The 25,114-nt window shown below is 56.1% G+C and carries 23 protein-coding genes and 1 riboswitch; of the genes, 13 read left to right on the top strand and 10 right to left on the bottom strand.

The genetic code is table 11. The features are described from left to right. Positions 1-9: 9 nt before the first annotated feature. Positions 10-432, bottom strand: coding sequence for a DUF1249 family protein (locus IM273_RS08815; protein ID WP_003862516.1), 423 nt, complete (start codon positions 430-432; stop codon positions 10-12). After that, complete coding sequence (nudF, locus tag IM273_RS08810) at positions 429-1,061, bottom strand: ADP-ribose diphosphatase (RefSeq protein ID WP_193050827.1); 633 nt, start codon at positions 1,059-1,061, stop codon at positions 429-431. Before nudF ends, IM273_RS08815 begins: the two co-directional genes overlap by 4 nt. 204 nt (positions 1,062-1,265) lie before the next feature. Between nudF and tolC the strand changes: the two genes are divergently transcribed. The 3 genes from tolC (at position 1,266) to IM273_RS08795 (ending at position 4,734) form a co-directional block, all read left to right on the top strand. Beyond that, positions 1,266-2,744 (top strand): outer membrane channel protein TolC, encoded by a 1,479-nt coding sequence (tolC, locus tag IM273_RS08805; protein ID WP_028014444.1) that lies wholly within the window; start codon positions 1,266-1,268, stop codon positions 2,742-2,744. A gap of 161 nt (positions 2,745-2,905) precedes the next feature. Then, positions 2,906-3,571, top strand: coding sequence for a DUF1190 family protein (locus IM273_RS08800; protein WP_049000611.1), 666 nt, complete (start codon positions 2,906-2,908; stop codon positions 3,569-3,571). Between the two features lie 2 nt (positions 3,572-3,573). Beyond that, positions 3,574-4,734, top strand: coding sequence for a glutathionylspermidine synthase family protein (locus IM273_RS08795; protein WP_193050828.1), 1,161 nt, complete (start codon positions 3,574-3,576; stop codon positions 4,732-4,734). A 38-nt stretch (positions 4,735-4,772) separates the two neighbouring features. Here IM273_RS08795 and ygiD read toward each other — a convergent pair whose 3' ends face one another. Continuing rightward, positions 4,773-5,561 carry a 4,5-DOPA dioxygenase extradiol gene (ygiD, locus tag IM273_RS08790; RefSeq protein WP_193050829.1) on the bottom strand — a complete coding sequence of 263 codons (789 nt, stop codon included), beginning with the start codon at positions 5,559-5,561 and terminating at the stop codon, positions 4,773-4,775. A 130-nt stretch (positions 5,562-5,691) separates the two neighbouring features. Between ygiD and zupT the strand changes: the two genes are divergently transcribed. The 5 genes from zupT to IM273_RS08765 all read left to right on the top strand — a co-directional run bounded on the left by zupT (position 5,692) and on the right by IM273_RS08765 (position 11,687). Then, on the top strand, positions 5,692-6,465 hold the full coding sequence (gene zupT, locus IM273_RS08785; RefSeq protein ID WP_028014448.1) for a zinc transporter ZupT: 774 nt from the start codon (positions 5,692-5,694) through the stop codon (positions 6,463-6,465). Positions 6,466-6,798: 333 nt separating this feature from the next. Next, positions 6,799-7,359 (top strand): fimbrial protein, encoded by a 561-nt coding sequence (locus tag IM273_RS08780; protein WP_045261131.1) that lies wholly within the window; start codon positions 6,799-6,801, stop codon positions 7,357-7,359. 73 nt (positions 7,360-7,432) lie between these two features. After that, positions 7,433-9,871, top strand: coding sequence for a fimbria/pilus outer membrane usher protein (locus tag IM273_RS08775; RefSeq protein ID WP_192971924.1), 2,439 nt, complete (start codon positions 7,433-7,435; stop codon positions 9,869-9,871). A gap of 9 nt (positions 9,872-9,880) precedes the next feature. Further along, positions 9,881-10,642, top strand: coding sequence for a molecular chaperone (locus IM273_RS08770; RefSeq protein WP_048959459.1), 762 nt, complete (start codon positions 9,881-9,883; stop codon positions 10,640-10,642). Further along, a complete protein-coding gene (locus tag IM273_RS08765; protein ID WP_193050830.1) occupies positions 10,626-11,687 on the top strand; it encodes a fimbrial protein in 1,062 nt (353 codons plus the stop codon). The genes IM273_RS08770 and IM273_RS08765 overlap by 17 nt, the downstream gene beginning before the upstream one ends. A gap of 45 nt (positions 11,688-11,732) precedes the next feature. Here IM273_RS08765 and ribB read toward each other — a convergent pair whose 3' ends face one another. Further along, a complete protein-coding gene (ribB, locus tag IM273_RS08760; protein ID WP_028017147.1) occupies positions 11,733-12,386 on the bottom strand; it encodes a 3,4-dihydroxy-2-butanone-4-phosphate synthase in 654 nt (217 codons plus the stop codon). A 106-nt stretch (positions 12,387-12,492) separates the two neighbouring features. Next, a riboswitch (FMN riboswitch) is annotated at positions 12,493-12,643 on the bottom strand. Between the two features lie 121 nt (positions 12,644-12,764). On the opposite strand from ribB, the gene ubiK reads away from it, so the two are divergent. Further along, positions 12,765-13,061 (top strand): ubiquinone biosynthesis accessory factor UbiK, encoded by a 297-nt coding sequence (gene ubiK / locus IM273_RS08755; RefSeq protein ID WP_014071796.1) that lies wholly within the window; start codon positions 12,765-12,767, stop codon positions 13,059-13,061. Positions 13,062-13,124: 63 nt separating this feature from the next. Here ubiK and hldE read toward each other — a convergent pair whose 3' ends face one another. Genes hldE through IM273_RS08740 form a run of 3 tightly spaced genes read right to left on the bottom strand, consistent with a single transcriptional unit; the run spans position 13,125 to position 18,774 of the window. Next, positions 13,125-14,555, bottom strand: coding sequence for a bifunctional D-glycero-beta-D-manno-heptose-7-phosphate kinase/D-glycero-beta-D-manno-heptose 1-phosphate adenylyltransferase HldE (hldE, locus tag IM273_RS08750; protein WP_193050832.1), 1,431 nt, complete (start codon positions 14,553-14,555; stop codon positions 13,125-13,127). 40 nt (positions 14,556-14,595) lie between these two features. Beyond that, positions 14,596-17,451, bottom strand: coding sequence for a bifunctional [glutamate--ammonia ligase]-adenylyl-L-tyrosine phosphorylase/[glutamate--ammonia-ligase] adenylyltransferase (glnE, locus tag IM273_RS08745; protein WP_193050834.1), 2,856 nt, complete (start codon positions 17,449-17,451; stop codon positions 14,596-14,598). Between the two features lie 21 nt (positions 17,452-17,472). After that, positions 17,473-18,774 (bottom strand): inorganic triphosphatase, encoded by a 1,302-nt coding sequence (locus IM273_RS08740; protein ID WP_193050836.1) that lies wholly within the window; start codon positions 18,772-18,774, stop codon positions 17,473-17,475. Between the two features lie 229 nt (positions 18,775-19,003). Between IM273_RS08740 and IM273_RS08735 the strand changes: the two genes are divergently transcribed. Next, entirely contained in the window at positions 19,004-19,624 is a 621-nt protein-coding gene (locus IM273_RS08735; protein ID WP_028014457.1) for a TIGR04211 family SH3 domain-containing protein, read from the top strand. 60 nt (positions 19,625-19,684) lie between these two features. Next, positions 19,685-20,926, top strand: a complete 1,242-nt coding sequence (locus IM273_RS08730; RefSeq protein ID WP_047364610.1) for a multifunctional CCA addition/repair protein — start codon at positions 19,685-19,687, stop codon at positions 20,924-20,926. Positions 20,927-20,939: 13 nt separating this feature from the next. Here the strand turns inward: IM273_RS08730 and bacA are convergent, their stop codons facing one another. Then, positions 20,940-21,761 (bottom strand): undecaprenyl-diphosphate phosphatase, encoded by an 822-nt coding sequence (bacA, locus tag IM273_RS08725; RefSeq protein ID WP_028014459.1) that lies wholly within the window; start codon positions 21,759-21,761, stop codon positions 20,940-20,942. Positions 21,762-21,869: 108 nt separating this feature from the next. Continuing rightward, complete coding sequence (gene folB, locus IM273_RS08720) at positions 21,870-22,238, bottom strand: bifunctional dihydroneopterin aldolase/7,8-dihydroneopterin epimerase (protein WP_028014460.1); 369 nt, start codon at positions 22,236-22,238, stop codon at positions 21,870-21,872. A gap of 107 nt (positions 22,239-22,345) precedes the next feature. On the opposite strand from folB, the gene plsY reads away from it, so the two are divergent. Next, complete coding sequence (plsY, locus tag IM273_RS08715) at positions 22,346-22,960, top strand: glycerol-3-phosphate 1-O-acyltransferase PlsY (protein ID WP_014833311.1); 615 nt, start codon at positions 22,346-22,348, stop codon at positions 22,958-22,960. A gap of 92 nt (positions 22,961-23,052) precedes the next feature. After that, entirely contained in the window at positions 23,053-24,519 is a 1,467-nt protein-coding gene (locus IM273_RS08710) for an MFS transporter (RefSeq protein WP_059358372.1), read from the top strand. A gap of 41 nt (positions 24,520-24,560) precedes the next feature. On the opposite strand, the gene IM273_RS08705 is transcribed toward IM273_RS08710, so the two are convergent. Then, positions 24,561-24,983: a MarR family winged helix-turn-helix transcriptional regulator gene (locus tag IM273_RS08705; protein ID WP_193050838.1), complete on the bottom strand. Its 423-nt coding sequence runs from the start codon at positions 24,981-24,983 to the stop codon at positions 24,561-24,563. Positions 24,984-25,114 lie beyond the last annotated feature (131 nt).

Raw genomic sequence — 25,114 nt, 5'->3', positions numbered from 1 at the left:
TTTATGACGCTAACAAACCGGAATCGCCATTGCTCCATGTGCTAAACAATATCTTAGCCAGTCGGCTAAAAACTGGTTAATTTGATGCTTTTCGTCGCGTTGATGCAACTTTTTATTCGGATAATCATACCGCGCCTTGAAGCGAAAGATCTGCTGACTTGAACACACTTCAGCGACCATCGCGTCATGATAGAGACGCACCGTCATCGACGGCAGGCTCCAGTAGCTGATGCTGGGCGCTGTTTGTTCTATTTCCACCAGCGTAGTGTAGCGCGTTGATTCTGTTATCGTTAACCGATACTGCGCGTTGCTCACCTGATAGCTTACCGTTTCGCCGGGTGCGTCGTTTCTCGGCAGCAGGCGGCGCAGCTGTGCGAAATTGGTTTCGCACAGGCGCATCATTTCTGGGAAGTCAGGCGTATAGCGCTTCATTTTTTCCACTCGTTTCGTAATGTCTGATAATGCAGCTGCAGCCATTGCAGGGCGATGACAGACGCTGCGTTGTCGATTTTCCCCTCTTCTACCCACTGATAAGCCTGTTCCCGGCTCACCACATGAACCCGAATATCTTCGTTTTCATCAGCCAGACCGTGAATACCTTCTGCGGTCGTGGCGTCCACTTCGCCCACCAAAATGGATAAGCGTTCGCTGGTGCCACCCGGACTCGCCAGATAGCTCAACACCGGTTTTGTGCGGCCTACCACCAGCCCGGCCTCTTCCAGCGCCTCGCGACGGGCGACGTCTTCAACCGACTCGCCCTCTTCGATCATCCCTGCCACCATCTCCAGCAACCACGGGCTTTCACTGGTGTCATACGCGGCAATGCGGATCTGCTCCACCAGCACGACTTCGTCACGCACTGGGTCAAAGGGTAGCAAGACAGCCGCATGCCCGCGCTCAAAAATTTCACGTCTGATTTCGCCGCTCATTTCACCGTTGAACAGGCGATGCCTGAAACGGTAAAGATCCATCGAAAAAAAACCGCTATAAAGCGTTTCTCGTGCAATAATTTCTACATCGTTTTTGGCGAATGTCACGGGCAACTTTTCTGGTTTTTGCATGAGTCGAGTCCTGGTAGCAATGGTGATGAAATTATGAATTTCAAGGCTGTTTGGCTGCCGTTTGTAAGGCTATATGGTAGATTGGTGCAAATTACCGCCAGATGGCACGTAACGCCAACCTTTTGGTGTGGATGATTCTGTTAGAATCGGCAATTATTTTTTAATTAGATCAGCGCTAATACTGCTTCACAACAAGGAATGCAAATGAAGAAATTGCTCCCCATCCTTATCGGCCTGAGCCTGACGGGCTTCAGTGCAATGAGCCAGGCGGAAAACCTGTTACAGGTCTACCAGCAGGCACGTCTGGGCAACCCTGATTTACGTAAATCAGCGGCCGATCGTGATGCTGCGTTTGAAAAGATTAACGAAGCGCGTAGCCCACTGCTGCCGCAGTTAGGTTTAGGTGCAGATTATACCTACAGCAACGGTTTCCGCGACGCTAACGGCGTTAACTCCAATGCTACCAGCGCCTCACTGCAATTAACACAGACGCTGTTTGATATGTCCAAATGGCGCGCCCTGACCCTGCAGGAAAAGAGCGCGGGCATCCAGGATGTGACCTATCAGACCGACCAGCAAACGCTGATCCTGAATACTGCCACCGCGTACTTCAACGTGCTGAGCGCCATTGACGCGCTCTCCTACACCGAAGCGCAGAAACAGGCGATCTACCGCCAGTTAGATCAAACCACCCAGCGCTTCAATGTGGGTCTGGTGGCGATCACCGACGTGCAGAACGCCCGTTCACAGTACGACACCGTGCTGGCCAACGAAGTAACCGCGCGTAATAACCTCGACAACGCGCTGGAATCCCTGCGCCAGGTGACCGGGAATTACTATCCTGAGCTGGCTTCCCTGAACGTCGACAGCTTCAAAACGGATAAGCCGCAGGCCGTTAACGCCCTGCTGAAAGAGGCGGAAAACCGCAACCTGACGTTGCTGCAGGCGCGTCTGAGCCAGGACCTAGCCCGCGAGCAAATTCGTCAGGCGCAGGACGGCCATCTGCCAACCCTGAGCCTGAGCGCGTCCACCGGCGTTTCTGACACGACCTACAGCGGCTCTAAAACCAATTCTGCCCAGTATGACGACAGCAATATGGGTCAGAACAAAGTGGGCCTGAGCTTCTCCCTGCCGCTGTACCAGGGCGGTCAGGTAAACTCTCAGGTGAAACAGGCGCAGTACAACTTTGTTGGCGCGAGCGAGCAGCTGGAAAGCGCGCACCGCAACGTGGTGCAGACCGTGCGTTCGTCCTTCAACAACGTGAACGCGTCTATCAGTAGCATCAACGCCTATAAACAGGCCGTGGTGTCTGCACAGAGCTCCCTGGACGCGATGGAAGCGGGTTACTCCGTTGGTACCCGCACCATCGTTGACGTGCTGGACGCGACCACCACGCTGTACAACGCGAAACAGCAGCTCTCCAGCGCGCGTTATCAGTACCTGATCAACCAGCTGAACATTAAGCAGGCTCTGGGTACGCTGAACGAGCAAGACCTGCAGATGCTGAACAGCGCGCTGGGCAAACCGGTCTCTACCTCTCCGGACAGCGTTGCGCCGGAAAACCCGGAGCAGGTTGCCGCCGTTGATAACTTCAACGCTAACGGCAGCGCCCCTGCCGCACAGCCAGCGGCCGCGCGTAGCACGGCACCAGCAAGCAGCGGTTCTAACCCGTTCCGTAACTAAGAGTGTTATCACGCCCTCTCTCACCGGGAGAGGGCGCAGCTGAATCACACCCGAACGTAAGCCAACGTAAAGATCCCCCTGATTCCGCCCCTCTTCGCTTCATTTTCAACCACTCATCCACTATCCTGAGCGTTATTACCACTGGGTCCTGGAAGACAAACATGAAACGGACAAAAACGATTAACCACGCGTCGTTCCGCAAAAGCTGGAACGCACGCCATCTCACCCCTGTTGCGCTGGCAGTAACCGCGGTCTTTATGCTGGCAGGCTGTGAGAAAAACGACGAAACGGTTTCGCTGTATCAAAACGCGGACGATTGCTCCGCCGCAACCGGCCAGACAGCAGAATGTAAAACCGCCTACACCAACGCCCTGAAAGAAGCGGAACGCACCGCGCCGAAATACGCCTCACGCGAAGACTGCGTGGCGGAATTTGGTGAAGGACAGTGTCAGCAGACGCCAGCTCAGGCAGGTACTGCGCCGGAAAATCAGGCGCAGGCGCAGTCCAGCGGCAGCTTCTGGATGCCATTAATGGCAGGTTACATGATGGGCCGCCTGATGGGCGGCGGTGCGGGCTATCAGCAGCAACCGCTGTTTAGCTCGAAAAACCCGGCCAGCCCGGCTTATGGTCAATATACCGATGCCAGCGGCAAAGGCTATGGCGCAGCGACCCCGGGCCGCACCGTGACCGTCCCGAAAACCGCGATGGCGCCGAAGCCTGCGACCACCAGCACCATCACCCGCGGTGGGTTCGGTGAGTCTGTGGCGAAACAGACCAGCATGCAGCGTAGTGCAACAGGCACTTCCACTCGCTCAATGGGCGGCTGATCATGGAACGAGTCGGTATTACCGAGCGCCCGGACTGGCGCGAAAAAGCTACTGAATACGGTTTTAACTTCCACACCATGTACGGCGAGCCGTACTGGTGTGAAGATGCTTACTACAAACTGACGCTCGACCAGGTGGAAAAACTGGAAGAGGTGACGGCCGAGCTGCACCAGATGTGCCTGAAGGTGGTGGATAAAGTCATCGACAGCGACGAGCTGATGACTAAATTCCGTATTCCGAAGCATACCTGGAGTTTCGTCCGTCAGTCGTGGAAAACGAATCAGCCTTCGCTTTACTCTCGCCTCGATCTGGCGTGGGATGGCGTAGGTGAGCCGAAGCTTTTAGAAAACAACGCGGATACGCCGACCTCTCTTTACGAAGCGGCATTCTTCCAGTGGATTTGGCTGGAAGATCAGATGAACGCCGGAAACCTGCCGGAAGGTAGCGACCAGTTCAACAGCCTGCAGGAAAAGCTGATTGAGCGTTTCGCCGAACTGCGGGAGCAGTTTGGCTTCAATCTGCTGCATCTTGCCTGCTGTCGCGACACGGAAGAAGACAGGGGCACGGTTCAGTATCTGCAGGACTGCGCGGCCGAAGCGGAAGTGGCGACTGAATTCCTCTATATCGAGGATATCGGCCTGGGGGAAAAAGGTCAGTTTACGGATATGCAGGATCAGGTGATCAGCAACCTGTTCAAGCTCTATCCGTGGGAATACATGCTGCGTGAAATGTTCTCCACCAAGCTGGAAGACGCGGGCGTGCGCTGGCTGGAACCGGCGTGGAAGAGCATTATCTCCAATAAAGCCCTGCTGCCGATGCTGTGGGAGATGTTCCCGAACCACCCTAACCTGTTGCCAGCTTACTTTGCCGAAGATGAGTTCCCACCGATGGAGAAATACGTCGTTAAGCCTATCTTTTCCCGCGAAGGCGCGAACGTCTCCATTATCGAAAACGGTAAAACGCTGGAAGCGGTTGAAGGTCCATACGGTGAAGAAGGGATGATCGTCCAGGAGTTTTATCAACTGCCGAAATTTGGCGACAGCTATACGCTGATCGGCAGCTGGCTTATTAACGATCAACCTGCCGGGATCGGCATCCGCGAAGATCGCGCGTTGATTACGCAGGATCTGTCACGGTTCTATCCGCATATTTTTATTGAATAAAACTTGCCCGGTGGCGCTACGCTTACCGGGCATGTTTTTTACCCCACCTGCACCGACAGCATACTCAAACTGCCCATTTCAATGCCGTCAACCGGAATGGTAACCGGCTCCTGACCGTCCCATGCACCTAACACATACAGCAGCGGCAGGAAGTGCTCCGGCGTCGGGTTAGAGAGCGAACCGCCTTCGTGATCCAGATAGTTCACTAACGGATGCTTCTCAACCGGGCCTTGCCAGGTCAGGTTCGCTTTGACGTAGGCGTTAAAAGCGCTCGCCCACGGGTATGGCGTGTTCTCACCGTGCCAGCGCGCCGTACGCAGGTTATGCACCACGTTGCCGCTTGCCACCAGCATGATGCCCTCATCACGCAGGGTCGCCAGTTTGCGGCCCATTTCCAGATGCCAGGCCGCCGGTTTAGTGCTGTCGATGCTTAACTGCACCATCGGAATATCTGCATCAGGGTACATCTTAATCAGCACGCCCCACGAGCCGTGGTCAAAGCCCCAGGCTTCTTTATCCAGCGCCACTGGAACAGGTGCGAGCAACTCTACCAGCCGCTGTGCCAGCGCAGGCGAGCCGGGAGCCGGATAATGCGTATCATACAGCGCCTGCGGGAAGCCGCCGAAATCATGAATGGTTTTAGGCGTTTCCATGGCCGTCACGCCGGTACCACGGGTAAACCAGTGCGCAGACACCACCACAATCGCCTTCGGACGCGGCAATGTCTCCCCCAGATGACGCCAGGCGCGGGTATAAACGTTGTCTTCCAGAACGTTCATTGGGCTGCCGTGGCCTAAAAACAGTGCAGGCATACGAGAAGAAGACATGGTGGTATCCTTAGAGAAGGTGTCAATTTGATGGTTCTACATTACGCGCATTCAGGTGAAGATAAACGCAGATAACCGTGAAGATCATCATCAGGAAATTTGAACGTAAGATATCGCTTAAGGAGAGTGCATGTCAGTACCCTTAATTTTGACCGTGCTTGCGGGTGCCGCGACCTTTATCGGTGCGTTCCTCGGCGTGCTCGGGCAAAAACCGTCTAATCGTCTTCTGGCGTTCTCGCTGGGCTTCGCCGCTGGGATCATGCTGCTTATCTCGCTGATGGAGATGCTGCCAGCAGCCCTTCACACCGAGGGAATGTCTCCGGTTCTGGGCTACGGCATGTTCATCGTTGGTCTGCTGGGCTATTTTGCGCTCGACCGTATGCTGCCCCATGCCCACCCTCAGGATTTGATGCAAAAAAGCGTTACTCCAATCCCCGGCAACATCAAGCGCACGGCGATCCTGCTGACGCTGGGTATCAGCCTGCACAACTTCCCGGAAGGTGTCGCCACGTATGTCACGGCCAGCAGCAATCTGGAAATGGGATTTGGTGTCGCGCTGGCGGTAGCCTTACACAATATTCCTGAAGGACTTGCCGTGGCCGGGCCGGTTTATGCCGCAACGGGTTCAAAACGTACTGCCGTCTTCTGGGCGGGGATTTCCGGGATGGCCGAAATTCTCGGCGGCGTGCTGGCGTGGCTGATCCTTGGAAGCCTCGTCTCCCCTGTCGTGATGGCGGCGATTATGGCTGCCGTGGCCGGGATTATGGTTGCGCTCTCCGTAGATGAGCTGATGCCGCTGGCGAAAGAGATCGATCCTAACAATAATCCCAGCTACGGCGTGCTATGCGGCATGTCGGTGATGGGGTTAAGCCTGGTGCTGCTGCAAACGGCAGGTATAGGCTGACACGGATGCCCTCATCGATGAGGGCAATTCTTTGATGCGCCCCAGCGCAGCCGTTGCATTTTACACTGTCTGCGGCTCTGTATTTACAATTGGAAAATCAAGAGTTTTTATGGATATTTTTAAGCGCAATATTTCCCAATTAAATTGCGCTTAAAAAACCGCTACTGCATGAAATATTAACCGGTTACGATAGTAATAAATTATATATTAACCTCCTCTAAAAATATCTTTAAGCCTCATTAATCGTAAAAGCCCCCCTCAACCCGTTATACTTTGCGAGTATTCTGAAAATTAATATTCAGATTATGAATTCAATTGAAAAAGGATATTTTCATGTATATGGGTAAAAAAGTATTGTTAGCGGTTGCGATGGCTGCCATCGTTTCGGGTTCTGCTTTTGCTGATGACCAGGGTTCCGGCAAAATCAAATTCAAAGGTGTGGTCATTGATGCACCGTGCAGCATTGCACCAGACAGCGTTGATAAAGAAGTGGACTTGGGTGAAGTCACCACTGCCGTTATCAATGCCAACAAAAAGTCTACCGCTGTTCCGGTTGATATCAATCTGGAGAACTGCCAGCTTGACGATCCGGCGGACGAAACGGATACGCCAGTAACCAAAGTTGACGTGACCTTCACCAGCGCAGCAACTGACGCTACTGACACCAGCCTGATGAGCAACACCTATGCAAGCGGTGCTCAGAACGTCGGTGTTCGTCTGCTGGACAACAACGAAGCCAACATCACCCTGGGTTCGGCTCAAACGGTCGATCTGCTGGCGGGTTCCACCACTCAGACTCTGCACTTCAAAGCATTAATGGAAGTTGCTCAGGGTAAAACTGCCACAGCGGGTCAGGTTGAAGCGACTGCCAACTATGTGCTGATGTACAAATAAGGCAATGCATCACGATAAAACCGGCTGGCATTATTTGCCAGCCGGTATGTGATATTATTTTGGTAACAGGATGATGACATATAAATTACAATCTAAAATCATCATTGCGTCCCTGTTAATGACGAAGATTGCCTCTGCCACCGAGTTTAATATCAATGCCATTGATAAAGACCAGCGGAGCAGCGTTGACCTCTCCCTTTTTAAAAATGAAATAGCGGTTACCCCTGGTAGCTATTTTGTTACCGTATCAATTAACGACACACCGCTGGCTAACGGCTGGCAGCTTAGCTGGAAAGAAGTAAATAACACGGTACAGGTGTGTATTCCTCCTGAACTGGCGGATACGTTTGCCCTGAAAGAGGAAGTCCGCGACGCCTTACCCGAAAAAGAGGGATGCGTCGACTTTTCCTCCAGACCGGATATCACCTTTAATTTTGAACAAGCGACCCAGACGCTGAAGGTCACCGTACCCCAGGCATGGTTGCAGTACCGCGCCGCCGACTGGATGCCACCCGCAACGTGGGACAATGGCGTACCGGGCGTGATTCTGGATTACAACCTGTTCGCCAGCCACTATCAGCCCAGCGACGGCAGCAGCACCAACAACGCCAACACCTATGGCACGGCGGGCGCGAATATGGGCGCATGGCGCCTGCGCAGTGATTATCAGTACAGCCAAACGCATACCGATGCAGGTTCGGATCATGACGGACGCTTTTCGCGCGTCTACATGTTCCGCCCTCTTCCTTCGCTTGGTGCTAAGCTGACGCTGGGTGAAACGGACTTCCAGTCCTCAATCTTTGACGCTTTTACCTATACCGGCGCCTCCCTGATCAGCGATGAGCGCATGCTCCCCTGGTCGCTGCGTGGCTATGCGCCACAAATTACCGGTATCGCGCAAACCAACGCGACCGTCACCGTCAGCCTGGCCGATCGCGTAATTTATCAAAGCAAAGTTCCGCCTGGCCCCTTTGTTATTCAGGATCTTAACCAGTCCGTTCAGGGGACGCTGGACGTAAAAGTGACGGAGGAAGACGGGCGCGTCAGCACCTTCCAGGTCTCGGCGGAATCGGTGCCTTTTTTAACGCGTAAAGGGCAGGTTCGCTACAAGCTGGCGGCGGGTAAAGCGCGTAAAGACGCCTCTCATGACGTCGAAGACACCGGTTTTATGAGCGGTGAATTCTCATGGGGAATGCTGTCAAACACCTCGCTCTATGGCGGGACGCTTGCCGACGGGGATCATTACCGTTCCGTTGCCGCCGGGATCGGGCAAAATATGGCGCATCTGGGTGCCCTCTCTTTTGACGTCACGCAGGCCACCAGCCAGCTCCCCTTCCAGGATAGCCAGACGGGTTACAGCTATCGTTTTAACTACAGTAAGCGTTTCGATACCACCGGCAGCCAGCTTACGCTTGCCAGCTACCGCTACTCCGATCGGAAGTTCCTGAGCTATGCCCGCTTCCTTGATTATGACGACAACGATCGTCAGACAGAAAAGCAGACGTTGAGCGTAACGGCCAGCCAGTACATCAGCCCGTTATCGCTCAACCTCTACGTCAACGTACTGCGTCAGACCTGGTGGAATGAAGCCCCGTCCACGACGGGAAGCATTACCGCAGGCTATAACTTTGATCTGGGACGCTGGAAAAACCTCGGCGTCACCCTCTCCTGGAGCAAAACGCATTACGAAGATGAAGACGACGATACGCAGTTTTATCTTTCCCTGAGCGTACCGATCGATCCGGATCATCGTCTCAGCTACGATCTGCACAACAGCGATAGCCTGAGCCAAAATGTCTCCTGGTACGACACGTCCGATCGCAATAATACCTGGGGCGTCTCCGCGGGGACGGAGAGTGAACACGCGGACGCGGGCGCACAGATGAGCGGTAACTATCAGCATTATTCACCGTTTGGCGATCTGAATATCTCCGGAAGTTATAAAGCTGATGAATATAACTCCCTGAGCGCCAGCTGGAATGGCTCGTTTACCTCAACGGCCAAAGGCGCAGCGCTGCACCGTCGCAGCTACGGAAACGAACCGCGCGTGATGGTCAGTACCGACGGCGTCGGCAACATTCCGCTGAACATGTCACGGGATGAAACCAACCGCTTTGGTATCGGCGTTTTACCGTCGGTTTCCAGTTACTCTCCCGCCAGCGTACAGGTCAATCTGGATAACCTGCCTGACGGCGTCGATGTGGACAACCGCATTACGACCACCACCTGGACCGAGGGGGCGATTGGCTATCGCCAGATTGCGACGCGCGCAGGCAACGATATTGCCGGCATTCTACGTACGCCAGCCGGCACCCCGCCGCTGGGCGCGATTGTTCATCTACTGGAAAGTGACCAGCAAATCGGCATGGTCGCCGACGAAGGCCACGTCTGGCTGGGTGCGGTAGAGCCTGAACAACAATTCCGGGTAACGTGGGGTGACAATCAGCAGTGTCGCTTCTCGCTGCCTTCACACCTTGAAAACAGTATGCAGTTGATACTGCCATGTCAGTAAGAAACCATGATGAAACTCACCTCTTTTACCAGCCTGTGCCTGATGTTAATCGGCACCGCATTTACCACTCACGCTGCCGTTAACCTGGACCGCACCCGCATTGTGTTTCCGGAAAGCGATAAGGCCAGCAGCCTCAAGATTGATAATCAGAGCAAAACGTTGCCTTATCTGGCGCTCTCCTGGATAGAAGATGAAAACGGACGCAAGGAGGACAGCCATTTTATGGCGCTTCCGCCGATCCAACGTCTTGAAGCGGGCGCCTCGTCTCAGGTCCGGATTGTGAAGCAAGCCGCGACCGCCCGGTTGCCGAAAGACCGGGAATCACTGTTTTATTTCAACCTGCGCGAGGTGCCGCCGAAAAGTTCCAGCGCGAGCGAGGAACGCAGCGTAATGCAGGTCGCGATGCAGAGCAGGATCAAACTGTTCTGGCGTCCCAAAGCGATCGCCAAAAAGGCAGGCGATCAGGCAGAAATGCGTATGGAAGTCACCGCAAACGCGAAAGGGCTCACCGTGCATAACCCTACACCTTATTACATCACGCTGGCGTGGCTGAGCAAAAATGCGAAAACCATGCTGCCCGGTTTTGACAGCCTGATGATCGCCCCGTTTGCGACGGCGACAACCTCTACCGGTGACTATCACGGCAACTACTACAGCATTGGCTACATCGATGATTACGGTGCGCTGAAAAAGGTCGACGCGCAATGTTCAGGTACGGCGAAATGTACGCTCAGCGAGCATAAGGTCGATAAAGATGCGCAAGCTCGCTAATCTGCTGTTCCTGCTGCTGATATCCGCTCTGCCCGTAAGAGAAGCGCTGGCGCTGGACTGCTATCTTGGTGCTTCAGGCGGGCCGGTTGAAGAGACAAAAACCATCTCGCCCTTTGCTATCCCCAGCAACGCGCAGGTGGGGCAGAAAATCTGGGAATCAGATGACATTAAAATCCCGGTTACCTGCGATCACAACGTCACCGGCGGCTTTGAGCCGGAAGACGTATTCGCCTGGGTTAACCCTTATCCTGCCGCAACGGACCCTTACTATGAGCTTGGCGTAACCTACGAAGGGGTGGATTACGATGCCACGGGCCAGCCGAATGGCGTGGACACCCGCCAGTGTCTTGATAACAAGAACATCCTCATCTATACCCCGGCCCAGATCCGGCAGATGGGCTGGGAAAACCTGATCTGCTCCGGTAACCCGGATGACATCCATACGACACGCACCTTTGTTGCCCGACTTCGCCTGTTCGTCAAAATTAAGGCGATTCCGCCTCACGGCTACGTGAGTTCGCTCGGGGATTACATCGTGGTGCAGTTTGACGGTAAAGGCGGGGTCAACCAGATGGCCGACGCGAAAAACCTGAAGTATCACATCAACGGCTTGCAAAACATTACCGTTCTGGACTGCGGGGCAACATTCAGCATTTACCCTGAAAACCAGGAGATCGATTTTGGTACCTTCAGCGCTCGCGACATCGTGAATCAGAAAACGCGCGTTCGCGAATTTACGGTCAAAACCACCAAGGTGCAGGACGCGCAGTGCTCTGATGGATTCAAAATGGACTCGTCATTCTACACGACCGAAAAACTCAGCACTGACGATACGGCGCTGTTGATTGGGAATGGGCTAAAGCTGCGTATTCTGAACGGTACGGATCCGTTTACCTTCAACCACTACCAGGAGTATGCCGACTTCACCGGAAGTACGTTGCAGTATGAGCAAAAGTACACGGCAGAGCTGTCTTGGGATGAGGGAAAAGCGATCCAGTCCGGACCGTTTGAAACCGTGGTGCTGTTTAAAATCAACTACCACTAAAAAACAAAAAAGCCGGGTTTCCCCGGCTTTTTCACATCAGCTGTCTCAGCTGGCTTTGCGCTCGTGCGCCTGGCGGTACTCAACCAGATCTTCAATTGTGACAACCGGCATGTTGTGCAGACGCGCAAAGGTGATGCACTCTGGCGCGCGGGCCATGGTGCCGTCATCGTTGGTCAGTTCACACAGCACGCCCGCAGGCTTGAAGCCCGCCAGGGTCACCAGGTCGATCGTTGCTTCGGTGTGACCGCCACGGGTCAGCACGCCGCCCGCCTGCGCGCGCAGCGGGAAGACGTGGCCTGGACGATGCAGATCGGAGGGTTTCGCATCATCAGCAATGGCGGCACGCACGGTGGTCAGGCGGTCAGCCGCCGATACACCGGTAGTCACGCCATGTGCCGCTTCAATGGTCACGGTAAAGCCGGTACCAAAGGCGCTGGTGTTGTTCTCAACCATCATCGGCAGCTCAAGCTGCTTACGACGATCTTCGGTAATACACAGGCATACGATGCCGCTGCCGTGACGGATGGTCAGCGCCATCTGTTCAACGGTCATGTTTTCGGCGGCAAAAATCATGTCGCCTTCGTTTTCACGGTTTTCATCGTCAAGCACCATCACACCGCGGCCTTCGCGCAGTGCATCCAGTGCATGTTCAACACGTTGAGTTGAAGTGCCAAAAGAGGAAAGTAGCGTCTGATTCATGGTAAAAAAACCTCATTAACATTATGGTTACCAGAATCAGGGCAGTCTTAGGAGCGCCGTATAAGCGGCAAAAAGATAACGTGAGCGGGCCCATGCCCGACTGGATCGTTACTCTCTCCCATCCGGACTCTAACCGTCGGCCCCGGAATTACACCGGATCTGCTGACCTTTGAGAATTCACCCAAAGCGCTCGCGGGCTTTCAGCGTTAAGCTGATTTACCGCCGGTGGGGAATTTCGCCCCGCCCTGAGAATAAGCGAGATAACTATAACGCTATTGATTAACCTGGGCAATGCATAAGCTTCAAACAAATCTGCTTTATCCTGGGTCATGACGCGCTACAATGTTCATCAACACCGACTTATCAAGGGAAGCCATTATGATTGACCCGAAAAAAATTGAGCAGATCGCGCGTCAGGTTCATGAGTCCATGCCAAAGGGCATTCGTGAATTTGGTGATGACGTTGAGAAGAAAATCCGCCAGACGCTGCAGGCGCAGTTGGTTCGCCTTGATTTAGTCAGCCGCGAAGAGTTTGACGTGCAGACTCAGGTTCTGCTGCGCACCCGCGAGAAGCTGGCGCTGCTGGAACAGCGTTTGACCGAGCTGGAAAACCGCAATGCGCCGGAAGAAGTGAAGCCGGCACCGGCCATTCCACCGGTGGACGACCAGGAATAAGTGCGGCCTGATGCCCTCTCCCACAGGTAGAGGGTGAAAAAACGGGCCAACTGGCCCGTTTTTTTACTGATTGTCTTTCTGGATCTTCTTGATGATGTTGGTGGTTGAACACCCGTCCTCAAAATTGAGCACCATCACCTCACCGCCGTTGGCCCAGACCTCTTCGCTACCTGCGATTTGCTCTGGCTTGTAATCGCCGCCCTTCACCAGCAGGTCTGGCAGGATCCCGGCAATCAGGCGCTGCGGGGTATCTTCTTCAAACGACACCACCCAATCCACCGCTTCCAGCGCGCCCAGCACAATCATACGTTGCTCGAGCGGGTTCACCGGGCGCGTTTCGCCCTTTAGGCGTTTGGTCGACGCATCGCTGTTCACTGCCACAATGAGGCGATCGCCCAGCTTGCGCGCATTCGCCAGATACGACACGTGGCCCGCGTGCAGGATGTCAAACACGCCGTTGGTCATCACCACTTTTTCACCACGTTTGCGCGCGGCGGCAACGGCCACCTTCAGCTCGTCTTCGGTCATCACGCCAAAACCGGTATCCGCACGCCCGCGCACCGCGTTTTCCAGCTCGATGGGCGAAACGGTTGAAGTACCCAATTTACCGACGACCACGCCCGCCGCGGCGTTCGCGAAGTAGCACGCCTCTTCCAGGGAGTTACCCGCCGCCAGCGTTGCCGCCAGCACGCCGATCACCGTATCACCGGCACCGGTCACGTCGTACACTTCCTGCGCCTGGGTTGGCATATGCAGCGGCGCCTTGCCCGGCTGCAGCAGCGTCATCCCCTGCTCGGAGCGGGTGACCAGCAGCGCGGACAGCTCGAAGTCAGCAATGATCTTCATGCCGCGCTCAACCAGTTCTTCTTCCGTTTTGCACTTGCCCGCCACCGCTTCGAACTCAGAAAGGTTTGGCGTCAGCAGGGTTGCGCCGCGATAGCGCTCAAAATCGGTGCCTTTCGGGTCGATCAGCACCGGTACGCTGGCTTTACGCGCCAGTTGAATCATCGTTTGCACGCTCGCCAGCGCGCCTTTGGCGTAGTCAGACAGCACCAGCGCGCCGATGTTGCCCAGCGCCTGGTTAATGCGCTCGTGCAGCGGCTCAGGATCAACGCCTTCGAACCCTTCTTCAAAATCGAGGCGGATCAGCTGCTGGTTACGCGACAGCACGCGCAGCTTGGTGATGGTTGGGTGTGTCGGAACAGAAACGAAGTCGCACTTCACGTTCACGTCCGCCAGCGACTTGCTCAGCGCACGCGCCGCATCGTCGATACCGGTCAGGCCCACCAGACGCGAGTGCGCGCCCAGCGAGGCTATGTTCATCGCCACGTTTGCCGCGCCGCCGGGACGCTCTTCAATGGTGTCGACCTTAACCACCGGTACCGGCGCTTCAGGAGAGATGCGGCTGGTCGGCCCATACCAGTAGCGATCCAGCATCACATCCCCGACAACCATTACTCCAGCACGTTCAAACTCTGGCAGTGTTACTTTCATTCCTGACTCCAGAAAGATTCACAATTTGCGCGCGATAATATCACACTTGTTTTGTTACGCACGGCTCCACCAGCCATTTCTGCCAGCTTGCCGTCACCTGGGCGCGCTCTGCGGTAAAACAGTCCAGCGCCACATGGCCCGGCTGTTCCTGCAATGCCAGGTGATGAAGCTCATCGCGCAGCGTGGTGTAGGCGCGGGTTAAGGCCTGCGCCTCCTGCTCGTCCATGATGTCGTTTTGCGCAAGCAGTTCCAGAATGCGCACGTTATCGGACCAGCGGGTTAACTTCGGCTTGTCGTGGGCATGCAGTAGCACCAGGTACTGAGTGATGAACTCAATATCGGTAATCCCGCCCTCATCGGCTTTGATATCAAAGCGATCGCGATGTTTATTACCCAAATGCGCGCGCATTTTCTCACGCATTTCACGCACTTCAGTTTGCAGGATGCTGCCCTCACGCGGGGTCGTCATGACTGACTTGCGGATCGCATCGAACTGCGTTTTGAGCTGCGGATCGCCGTACACCACGCGGGCACGCAACAGCGCCTGATGTTCCCACGTCCAGGCTTCGTTCTTCTGATAGTCAGCAAAAGCGTCCGTCGAGGTGACCAGCATGCCTGCCGCGCCGGACGGGCGCAGACGCGCGTCCACCTCGTACAGAATGCCCGACGAAGTGCGGGTGCTGAACAGGTGCATGATGCGCTGGGCCAGGCGCAGGTAGAACTGCCGCCCGTCAATCTCACGTTCGCCGTCAGTCATCACGTCAACCGGGCAGTCGTGCAGGAAAATCAGATCCAGATCGGAGCTGTAGCCCAGCTCCCAGCCGCCCAGCTTGCCGTAACCAACCACGGCAAACCCTCGCCCCTCGCGGTCAGCAAGATGCTTCGGCTGGCCGTAGCGGGCCACCATCTGCACCCACGCCTGGTGGACTACCGCGTCGATGATCGCCTCCGCCAGCCAGGTTAAGTGATCGCTCACTTTCATTACCGGCAGCGTACCGGCGATATCCGCTGCCGCCACGCGCAGCATCTGCGCCTGCTTAAACTGACGCAGCGCCTCGAGCTGCTGCTCTTCGTCCTCTTCCGGCACGCGCAGCAGATACTGGCGCAGCTCGTCGCGGTAGGCGTCCATCGCCGTCGGCTGATAGAGCGTGTTCGGGTCGAGCAGTTCGTCCAGCAGCAGTGGGTATCGCGCCAGCTTGTTGGCCACCATCGGCGAGGCGGCGCAGAGGGAAATCAGGTGCTTCAGCGCGCCGGGAAACTCGCTCAGCAGTTCCAGGTAGGTGGTACGCGTGATAATCCCGCTCAGCAGCGGCATCATGCGCGACAGCGGCACCGGCGCATCCTCGCGGGAGCAGACGTCGCTCAGCAGATGCGGCATCAGATGATCCAGCACCTGCCGACCGCGCGGGCCAATGGCGCGCTTGTTCAGTTCGAGACGAAAATCGGCAATCAAGGCCACCACGCGATGGCGGGCGTCGTCGCTTAAGTGCGCCAGCACCGGCGTGGTGTCATCTTCCTGGAGCGCGTCCTGCCACAGCTCGCGCCAGTGCTCGGAGAGCGCATCGTCCGGCGATTCACTTTCGTCGTCACCAATAAGATCGTTAAAGATGCGGCGAACGCCTGCCATATGGGCATCCAGCCGTTCGGTCAACGTTGACCAGTCTTCCGCCCGCATGCCCCAGGCCAGGCGCGCCCGGTTAAGGTCATCCCCCGGCAGGGTCTGGGTCTGTTCGTCGTTAATGCTTTGCAGCAGGTTTTCCAGACGGCGCAGGAACAGATAGGCCTCGCGCAGGGTTTGCGCGTCGCCGTCCGGCAGCAAATGCAGTTGCTCAATGGCGCTCAGCGTCGGCAGCAGCGAGCGGGACTGCAGCGACGGCTCGCGCCCGCCGCGGATCAGCTGGAAGACCTGAACGATAAATTCGATTTCGCGGATGCCGCCCGCGCCAAGCTTGATGTTGTCCTTCAGGCCGCGACGGCGCACCTCGCGGGCGATCATCCCTTTCATATTGCGCAGGGACTGGATCACGCTAAAGTCGATGTAACGGCGGAACACGAACGGGCGCAGCATGGCGCGCAACTCGTTGGCGTAGGCGTCGTCGCTGTCGCCCATGATCCGCGCTTTGACCATCGCGTAACGCTCCCAGTCGCGCCCCTGCTCTTGGTAATAATCTTCCAGCGCGGCGAAGCTCAGTACCAGCGGGCCGCTGTCGCCAAACGGGCGCAGGCGCATGTCCACGCGGTAAACAAAGCCGTCCTGCGTAGGCTGGTCCAGCGCCTTAATCAGACGCTGCCCGAGTCGGGTAAAGAACTGGGCGTTATCCAGCTCGCGACGACCGCCTCGCGTGGCGCCATTCTCCGGCCAGGCAAAGATCAGGTCGATATCCGAGGAGAAGTTCAGCTCGCAGCCGCCCAGCTTGCCCATCCCCAGAATCAACAGCGGCTGCGGAACCCCTTCTTCGCTGCACGGCGTGCCCCACTCTTTACAGCAGGCGGCGTAGAGCCAGTCCCGCGCGGCGACAATCAGCGTCTGCGCCAGCTCGCTCAACTGCTGCAAGGTGCTCTCTTCACTCACCAGCTCCAGCGCCTGCGCCCAGGCAATGCGCACCATCACCCGGCGGCGGAACTGACGCAGAACGCGCATCAGCGTGGCTTCATCCGCCACCTCTGCCAGCGCGGTTTGCAGCCAGCCAGCATAGTGCCGCCACTCGTCAGCCTGCGGCGGCGCGCTTTCCAGCTCTGCCAGCCAGTCAGGATTGGCGCTGACGCTCTCCTGCACAAAATCACTGAACGTGAGCACGCTTTTCGCCTGCTCGCTTAACGATGACGCGGGTAACGACTCGGGCAGACGTTCGCAAACGGTTTGCCAGTGCTGCTGTAACTGCGAAGAAAGCGGCATATCAGGGGTTCCTTGCCAGAATTAACGTTTTCCGCTGTGCAGCCAGTATGGATCCTGCGAAATGGCTTCGTTGCGGAAATGCTCGATCTCAATCTGCTGACGGGTCTCAATGGCATGCTTAAGCCCCTGCCAGTTCTCCAGCCAGGCCTGCGCCTTCACGCCCTCGTACGCTCCCGACAGAAGCAACATGCTGTCGATATTACGCGCCAGGCGGGGAAGCTGGTCGGCATACTGGTCGCCCAGCGGATGCGCGAAGGTGGTTCTCAGCTCGGCGGCGTGGCGGGAAAGATGGATATCCGCGAAGCGTTTAAAGTTGTCCGCGATTTTGGTCTGCGCTTTTGCATCGAGGAAGACGCGCCAGCCGCGCGTCACCAGAAACTCGGTCAGCGCCAGTTTTGCCGCGGCATTTTGCGGGCTATAAAGCGCGGTTTGCGCCGACACGTCGGAAAGCAGCAGCGTTTCGGTCTGGGTCAGCAGATCGCGTAAGTGAGCGCTAGCTTTACGCGGTACGATACCGCCAAACAGCGTCAGGGTATGACGCACCAGTCCGATAGCGGCCAGCACCTGTTTTTTGGCATTTTTGACGTTACGCGCCCACAGTTCTTCATGGTACTGCCATTGGGAGAGCGCCAGCTCCAGCGCCGCTTCCATGCCCTGCTCAATGCTGGCTTTCGGGACGACACGCAAAATCGGAGTCTCTCTCAGCACGCGTGGCGCATTTCCGGCAGCCAGGTGGTAGCCCCGCGCCGCTTTGCTCAAGCTGCCCTGACGTAAACCCGGCTGGCTTACCAGCTTGCGCGCCAGCTTCAGCACGTCGCTCGCATCCCCTTCCAGAAGTTCCAGCTCCAGCTCGCAGATCGGTTCCTGGAACTCACCCGCCTTCACCTCGCCTAAATCCAGCGCGATTTCAATGCGGCTTTTGCCTTCCGTCACCAGCCATTTCTCGCGAGCGAAATCGGTGCTGAACAGCGGCTGCACCTGCCCAGCCAGCGTGGTGGGCAGTTCGCCTTCCGGCCAGACTTCCGCCGGGAAACGTTCCAGCTCAAGTTCTGGCTTACTGATGTCGATATTGTATTCCGGGCGCTGATGCAAACCGCCGACCACGCGGCCGGCGATTTTCATCGTCATCTCGTAGCGTCCGTTCGCGCCGCGGATGCGCAGCCCCATATCGTGGTTGCGCAGCCAGTTGTCCGGCGTTTCGTAGTAGATGTTGAGCAACGGTACGGGTTCATGGTGCTCGCCGGAGAGCGTATTCAGATGCTGACGGAGCGCGTCAACGCTGTCTTTTTCGACGATAAATTTTAATTCGATTTCCTGAGCCATAGCCTTGTACTTTTGCGGGCGTCACAGACGCGTCAATGAGGGCGAACTTCCTCGCCATTTATTTGTCAGTACATAGTATTTTGCGCCAAATTGCCATGCAATGAGCAATTTGTCGGGCGTAAATGTGTAGAGTCGTGACACAGATGATTCTGATTGCTGATGAATGCTTTGCGTAGAGACACTGTTGCCACTACTATCGTTCCACTTTTTATGAAAATAACGACTAATGATGCTTAAATTACGCCTGATTGGACTTACTTTACTCGCTTTTAGCGCCGCAACCGCAGTGCACGCTGAAGAGAAGCGTTACGTTTCTGACGAACTTAACACCTGGGTGCGCAGTGGCCCCGGAGATAATTATCGCCTCGTGGGCACGGTGAATGCCGGCGAGGAAGTCACCCTGTTGCAGACCAACGCGGAGACCAATTACGGTCAGGTTCGCGACAGTTCCGGCCGTACCTCCTGGATCCCAATGAAAGAGCTGAGCACCGTGCCAAGCCTGCGCACCCGCGTGCCGGATCTGGAAAATCAGGTGAAGACCCTGACCGACAAGCTGAACAACATCGACGGGACCTGGAACCAGCGCACCGCTGAAATGCAGCAGAAAGTGGCGCAGAGCGACGGCGTGATCAACGGTCTGAAAGAAGAGAACCAGAAGCTGAAAAACGAGCTGATCGTCGCGCAGAAAAAAGTGAACGCCGCGAACCTGCAGCTTGATGACAAACAGCGCACCATCATCATGCAGTGGTTTATGTATGGCGGCGGCGTGCTGGGCGTTGGTCTGGTGCTGGGTCTGGTTCTGCCACATCTGATCCCAAGCCGTAAGCGTAAAGATCGCTGGATGAACTAATTCGTCTTCTCTGCCAGACTTACGTATCATTCTGGAAAAGAGAAAACGGGAGAGTTGGGCGTGAAGAGTTATCTGGTCGGTGGTGCGGTACGTGATGCGTTATTAGGTCTGCCGGTCAAAGATAAAGACTGGGTGGTGGTGGGCGCCACCCCGGAAGAGATGCTCGACGCGGGCTACCAGCAGGTAGGCCGCGATTTTCCCGTGTTCCTGCATCCGAAAAGCCGGGAAGAGTACGCCCTGGCGCGTACCGAACGGAAATCCGGTTCCGGTTATACGGGCTTCACCTGCTACGCCGCGCCGGATGTGACGCTGGAGCAGGATCTGCTGCGCCGCGATCTCACCATTAACGCCCTGGCCCAGGACGAAAACGGCCATATCATCGACGCCTACGGCGGGCAGGACGACCTGCGCGATCGTCTTTTGCGTCACGTCTCCCCGGCATTTTCTGAAGATCCGCTCCGCGTGCTGCGCGTGGCGCGTTTTGCCGCGCGTTACGCGCATCTGAGCTTCCGTATTGCGGATGAGACGATGGCGTTGATGACGGCCATGACCGAGGCGGGCGAGCTGGAACACCTGACGCCGGAGCGCGTCTGGAAAGAGACGGAAAATGCCCTCACCACCCGCAACCCGCAGGTCTTTTTCCAGGTTCTGCGCGACTGCGGCGCGCTGAAGGTGCTGTTCCCGGAAATCGACGCGCTGTTTGGCGTGCCCGCACCGGCGAAATGGCATCCCGAAATTGATACCGGCGTACACACGCTGATGACGCTGGGCATGGCCGCCATGCTCAGCCCTGAGGTGGACGTACGTTTTTCCACCTTGTGCCACGATCTCGGCAAAGGCTTAACGCCGAAAGAGTTCTGGCCGCGCCATCACGGGCACGGTCCGGCGGGGGTAAAGCTGGTTGACGGGCTCTGCCAGCGTCTGCGCGTGCCGAATGACATCCGCGATCTGGCAAAGCTGGTCGCCGAGTTCCACGACCTGATCCATACCTTCCCGATCCTGAAGCCCGCCACCATCGTGAAGCTGTTCGATAATATCGACGCCTGGCGCAAGCCGCAGCGCGTGGAGCAGATTGCGCTCACCAGCGAAGCGGACGTGCGCGGCCGCACCGGGTTTGAAGCGTCCGATTATCCCCAGGGGCGTTTGCTGCGCGAAGCGTGGGAAGTCGCAAAAGCGGTGCCAACGAAAGACGTGGTTGAGGCAGGATTTAAAGGCCCGGAGATTCGCGAGGAGCTAACCAAACGGCGGATTGACGCGGTTACCGCGTGGAAGGAAAAGCGTTGCCCTCAGCCGAAAGAGTGAGGGCAATCGGTTATCAGAAGAAGACCACGTACACCGCAGCCGCGACGATAAAGCGGTAGATCGCGAACGGAATAAACGAGATACGCTTAATCAGCTGCAGGAAGGTTTTGATGGCAATCAGCGCCACGATAAAGGCGGTGATAAAGCCCACGGCAAACATCGGAATATCGCCTGTGGTCAGGAAGCCAATGCTTTTGTAAAGGTCCAGCGCGGTGGCGCCCATCATCATCGGCACCGCCAGCAGGAACGAGAACTCGGACGCCGCGTAGCGGCTCACGCCCATCAGCATCCCGCCTGAAATGGTCGCACCTGAACGGGAGAAGCCCGGCCACAGCGCCAGACACTGGAAGCAGCCAATGATAAACGCCTGACGATAGGTCATATCGTCCAGGCCTTCCGCACGCGGGACTTTTGGCTTCAGCACTTCCGCGGCAATCAGCAGGAAACCGCCCACCACCAGCGCGTACATGACGTTAATCGGGTTAAACAGCGATTTAATGGTGTCGTGGAATACCAGCCCCAATACCACCGCCGGGATCATCCCGAGCAGGATGTGAATCAGCGTCAGGCGGCCTTTGCCCTCTCCTTCACGCTGCGGCAGACGGCCAAAGTGGATGCCGATCAGGCCAAACAGGCGACGCCAGAACATCACCACCACCGCCAGAATCGAGCCCAGCTGAATTACCACCTCAAACGTCTTTGCGGTATCGCCTTCGAAGCCCAGCAAATGGCCAACGATAATCATATGGCCCGTACTGGAAACCGGCAAAAACTCCGTCAATCCTTCGACCACACCCAGAATTGCCGCCACCAGCAGCGAGTGCATATCGCTCATCTATAAACCCCTAAAAAAAGATATAAAAAAACGGTCGCCCCTAACGGCTACCGTGAAAGATACAGCCTTAAGACCGATATAACCTAAAATGGTTTAGCAATTATGACGTTAAATCTTTCCTTTCAGATTTGTGCCACGCTCAATGATCACGCCCACGTTGGCGGCGCGCGCCACCGCGCCCGGCTTGCTCAGCTTAATGCGTACCCACGGTGAATTGAATTTGGTCAGCAGCAGATCCGCCACCTCTTCCGCCACCCGTTCCACCAGCGCAAAACGCTGTCCTTCCACGTGGCCGATCACCGCTTCGCTGATGTCGGCATAGCTCAGACAGTCATTCACGTCATCGCTTTTTGCCGATTTGCGGTTATCCCATCCCATTTCGATATCGAACACCAGTTTCTGCTCGATGGTCTGTTCCCAGTCGTAAACACCAATTGTGGTGATTACCGAAAGTTGCTCTATAAATACAATATCCATCACGACCTGCCTGCTTTTTGGCTAAACCGGATACCACTTCCGGCGAATTATGCGTATTATCCACAGATGCTGAGAATACAGATACATTTTCAAAACGGAACAGCGTTATGAGTGCAATCGCGCCTGGAATGATCCTCCTCGCCTATCTTTGCGGCTCAATCTCCAGCGCCATTCTGGTCTGCCGCATTGCCGGGTTACCTGACCCGCGTGAAAGTGGTTCCGGGAATCCGGGAGCGACCAACGTGCTTCGAATTGGCGGCAAGGGAGCAGCCGTAGCGGTTTTGATTTTTGATGTTCTGAAGGGGATGCTACCCGTCTGGGGCGCCTATGCGCTGGGCGTCACGCCGTTCTGGCTGGGGCTCATCGCCATCGCCGCCTGCGTCGGCCATATCTGGCCCGTATTCTTCGGCTTTAAAGGCGGCAAAGGGGTGGCGACCGCCTTTGGTGCCATCGCGCCCATCGGATGGGACTTAACCGGCGTCATGGCCGGGACCTGGCTGCTGACCATTCTGCTGAGCGGCTATTCGTCGCTGGGTGCCATCGTCAGCGCGCTGATCGCCCCGTTTTACGTCTGGTGGTTTAAACCCCAATTCACCTTCCCGGTGTCGATGCTCTCCTGCCTGATCCTGCTGCGTCATCACGACAATATCCAGCGCTTGTGGCGACGCCAGGAAACGAAGATCTGGACGAAGCTCAAGCGAAAGAAAAAAGATCCCGAGTAGGCGGTTAGTTATGCCTTATAACCAAATGTGATTTTTGTCACCTTCTGCCTGTGGTAACTGTTAGAGACACAACACAACCACACAAAAAGAAAATGGCAGAAATCACAGACACAACTCCCCTTTCAACGGCAGGAATTCCCCCTGATGGCGACATTCAGTGGGTGCGCAGTGCATCGGACGTTTCACGTCTCGTTAACGATGGCTCACAGGGCCGGGCCAACACCCGGATCGTGGTAGGTATCGCTCTGGGCGGGATTTTCCTCGATGCCTACGATCTGGGCGCGCTGGCGTTCGGCATTAAAGACATTACCCGCGAATTTAACCTGACGCCCGCCGGTACCGGCATGGTGGCCTCGGCGATTACCTTTGGTGCCATTGTCGGGGCGCTGCTCGGCGGTTACCTCACGGATAAAATCGGGCGCTACCGCGTCTTTATGGCCGACATGGTATTCTTTGTCGTCGCCGCTATCGCCTGCGCGCTAGCCCCGAATGAATATGTGCTGGCGGGCGCGCGCTTTGTGATGGGCCTTGGCGTGGGGATCGACCTTCCCGTGGCGATGGCGTTCCTGAGCGAGTTTGCCAGGCTGAAAGGGCCGGGCAATAAGGCCTCCAGCGTCGCGATGTGGTGCCCTACCTGGTATGCGGCGATCAGCATCTCTTACCTTCTGGTTCTCTTTTTCTACGCCGTGCTCCCGGAAAGCCACAGCGACTGGCTCTGGCGTTTGATTCTCGGCTTTGGCGCGGTACCCGCGCTGGTGATCATCGCCATCCGCAGCCGCTATATGAGCGAATCGCCGGTCTGGGCGGCGAATCAGGGCAACCTGAAAGAGGCGGCGTCCATTTTGCGGCAGTCGTACAATATTAACGCCCACGTCCCTCAGGATGCGCTCAGCCAGCCTGCGCCTGTCGTGAATAAAGCCAAATGGTCGAACTATCTGAACCTGTTCCGCGGCATCTATCTGCGGCGTACCACGCTCGCCACGCTGCTGTCCGTCGTCTCCTCGTTCGCCTATAACGCCGTGGCCTTTGGCCTGCCGGTGATTATTTCAAGCTTCTTCGTGCAGTCTATGCTGACCACTATTGTGATCTCGCTGGCGCTGAACCTGCTGTTTGCGTTTATCGGCGGATTACTAGCGGTGCGCTACGTGCCGCGCTTCGGCGCGTGGCGGATGTCGCTGGCGGGTTACGCCTGTCAGCTTGTGGCGCTGCTGGGGCTGGCGCTGATTGGTCGACCGGACGGTGCCTCTGAAGGGGTGCTTGCCGTGGCGATGCTGGCGCTTTTCCTGTTCGGTCAGGGATTTGGCCCGGGCGCGCATACCATGACGTTCGCCTCGCTGAGCTACCCGACCTCGCTGCGCGGCGTGGGCGTGGGTCTCAACCAGACGCTGATGCGCAGCAGCTCCACGCTGTCGCTGTTCCTGTTCCCGCTGCTGGTCGCGTCTCTCGACACCGCCGTGTTCTGGGTGATTGCGCTGGCGCCGTTTATCGGTCTGGCGTCATTGCTGGCGATCCGCTGGGAGCCGTCCGGGTATGATGTGGATGCGGAGGACTACCGGTAACGACACATCGCTTCGGTGGGTTCAGCCCCACCGAAGTGCGCTTAAAAATCTTCCAGCAGCGTTCGGGAGAGTTTTTTTAGCATTTCCAGCTCATCATCATTCATCCGCATGCTGCAGCGAATCTGATCCGGCAGCGCCATCACCTGCTTTTTCAGTTCGTTCGCTTTATCGGTCAATACGACATTTTTCATCCTTTCATCCCCCACAACCGCGATACGGTTGAGAAAACCTTTTGCCTCAAGCTTCTGAACCAGCGGGGTCAATGTGCCTGAATCAAAATAGGTTTTATCGCTGAGATCGCGAAGCGGGATGTTGTCTTTCTCATAAAGCGCCATCAAAACAACAAATTGCGGATAGGTCAGATCCATCTCCTGCAGCAGGGGGCGATACTGGCGAACGAACGCATTGGTGACCGAGTACAGCGAGAAGCACAATAAATCATCTAGTGTTTTGTTTTCTTTCATTTTTCTATCAACCCTGAATCTGTTGTCTAAAAAAAATTATAAATAATGTTTGACTAAAAGTATCTTGCACGCAAGTATTAGACCAACAACTAAGTAGTGCGCTATTTATCTATCCGATCAAATACGTTAAA

Source organism: Enterobacter cloacae complex sp. P13B, assembly GCF_014895915.1.
Taxonomy (GTDB): domain Bacteria; phylum Pseudomonadota; class Gammaproteobacteria; order Enterobacterales; family Enterobacteriaceae; genus Enterobacter; species Enterobacter bugandensis.
The sequence above is the reverse complement of the archived record's forward strand: the minus strand, read 5'-3'. Positions and strand labels throughout refer to the sequence as shown.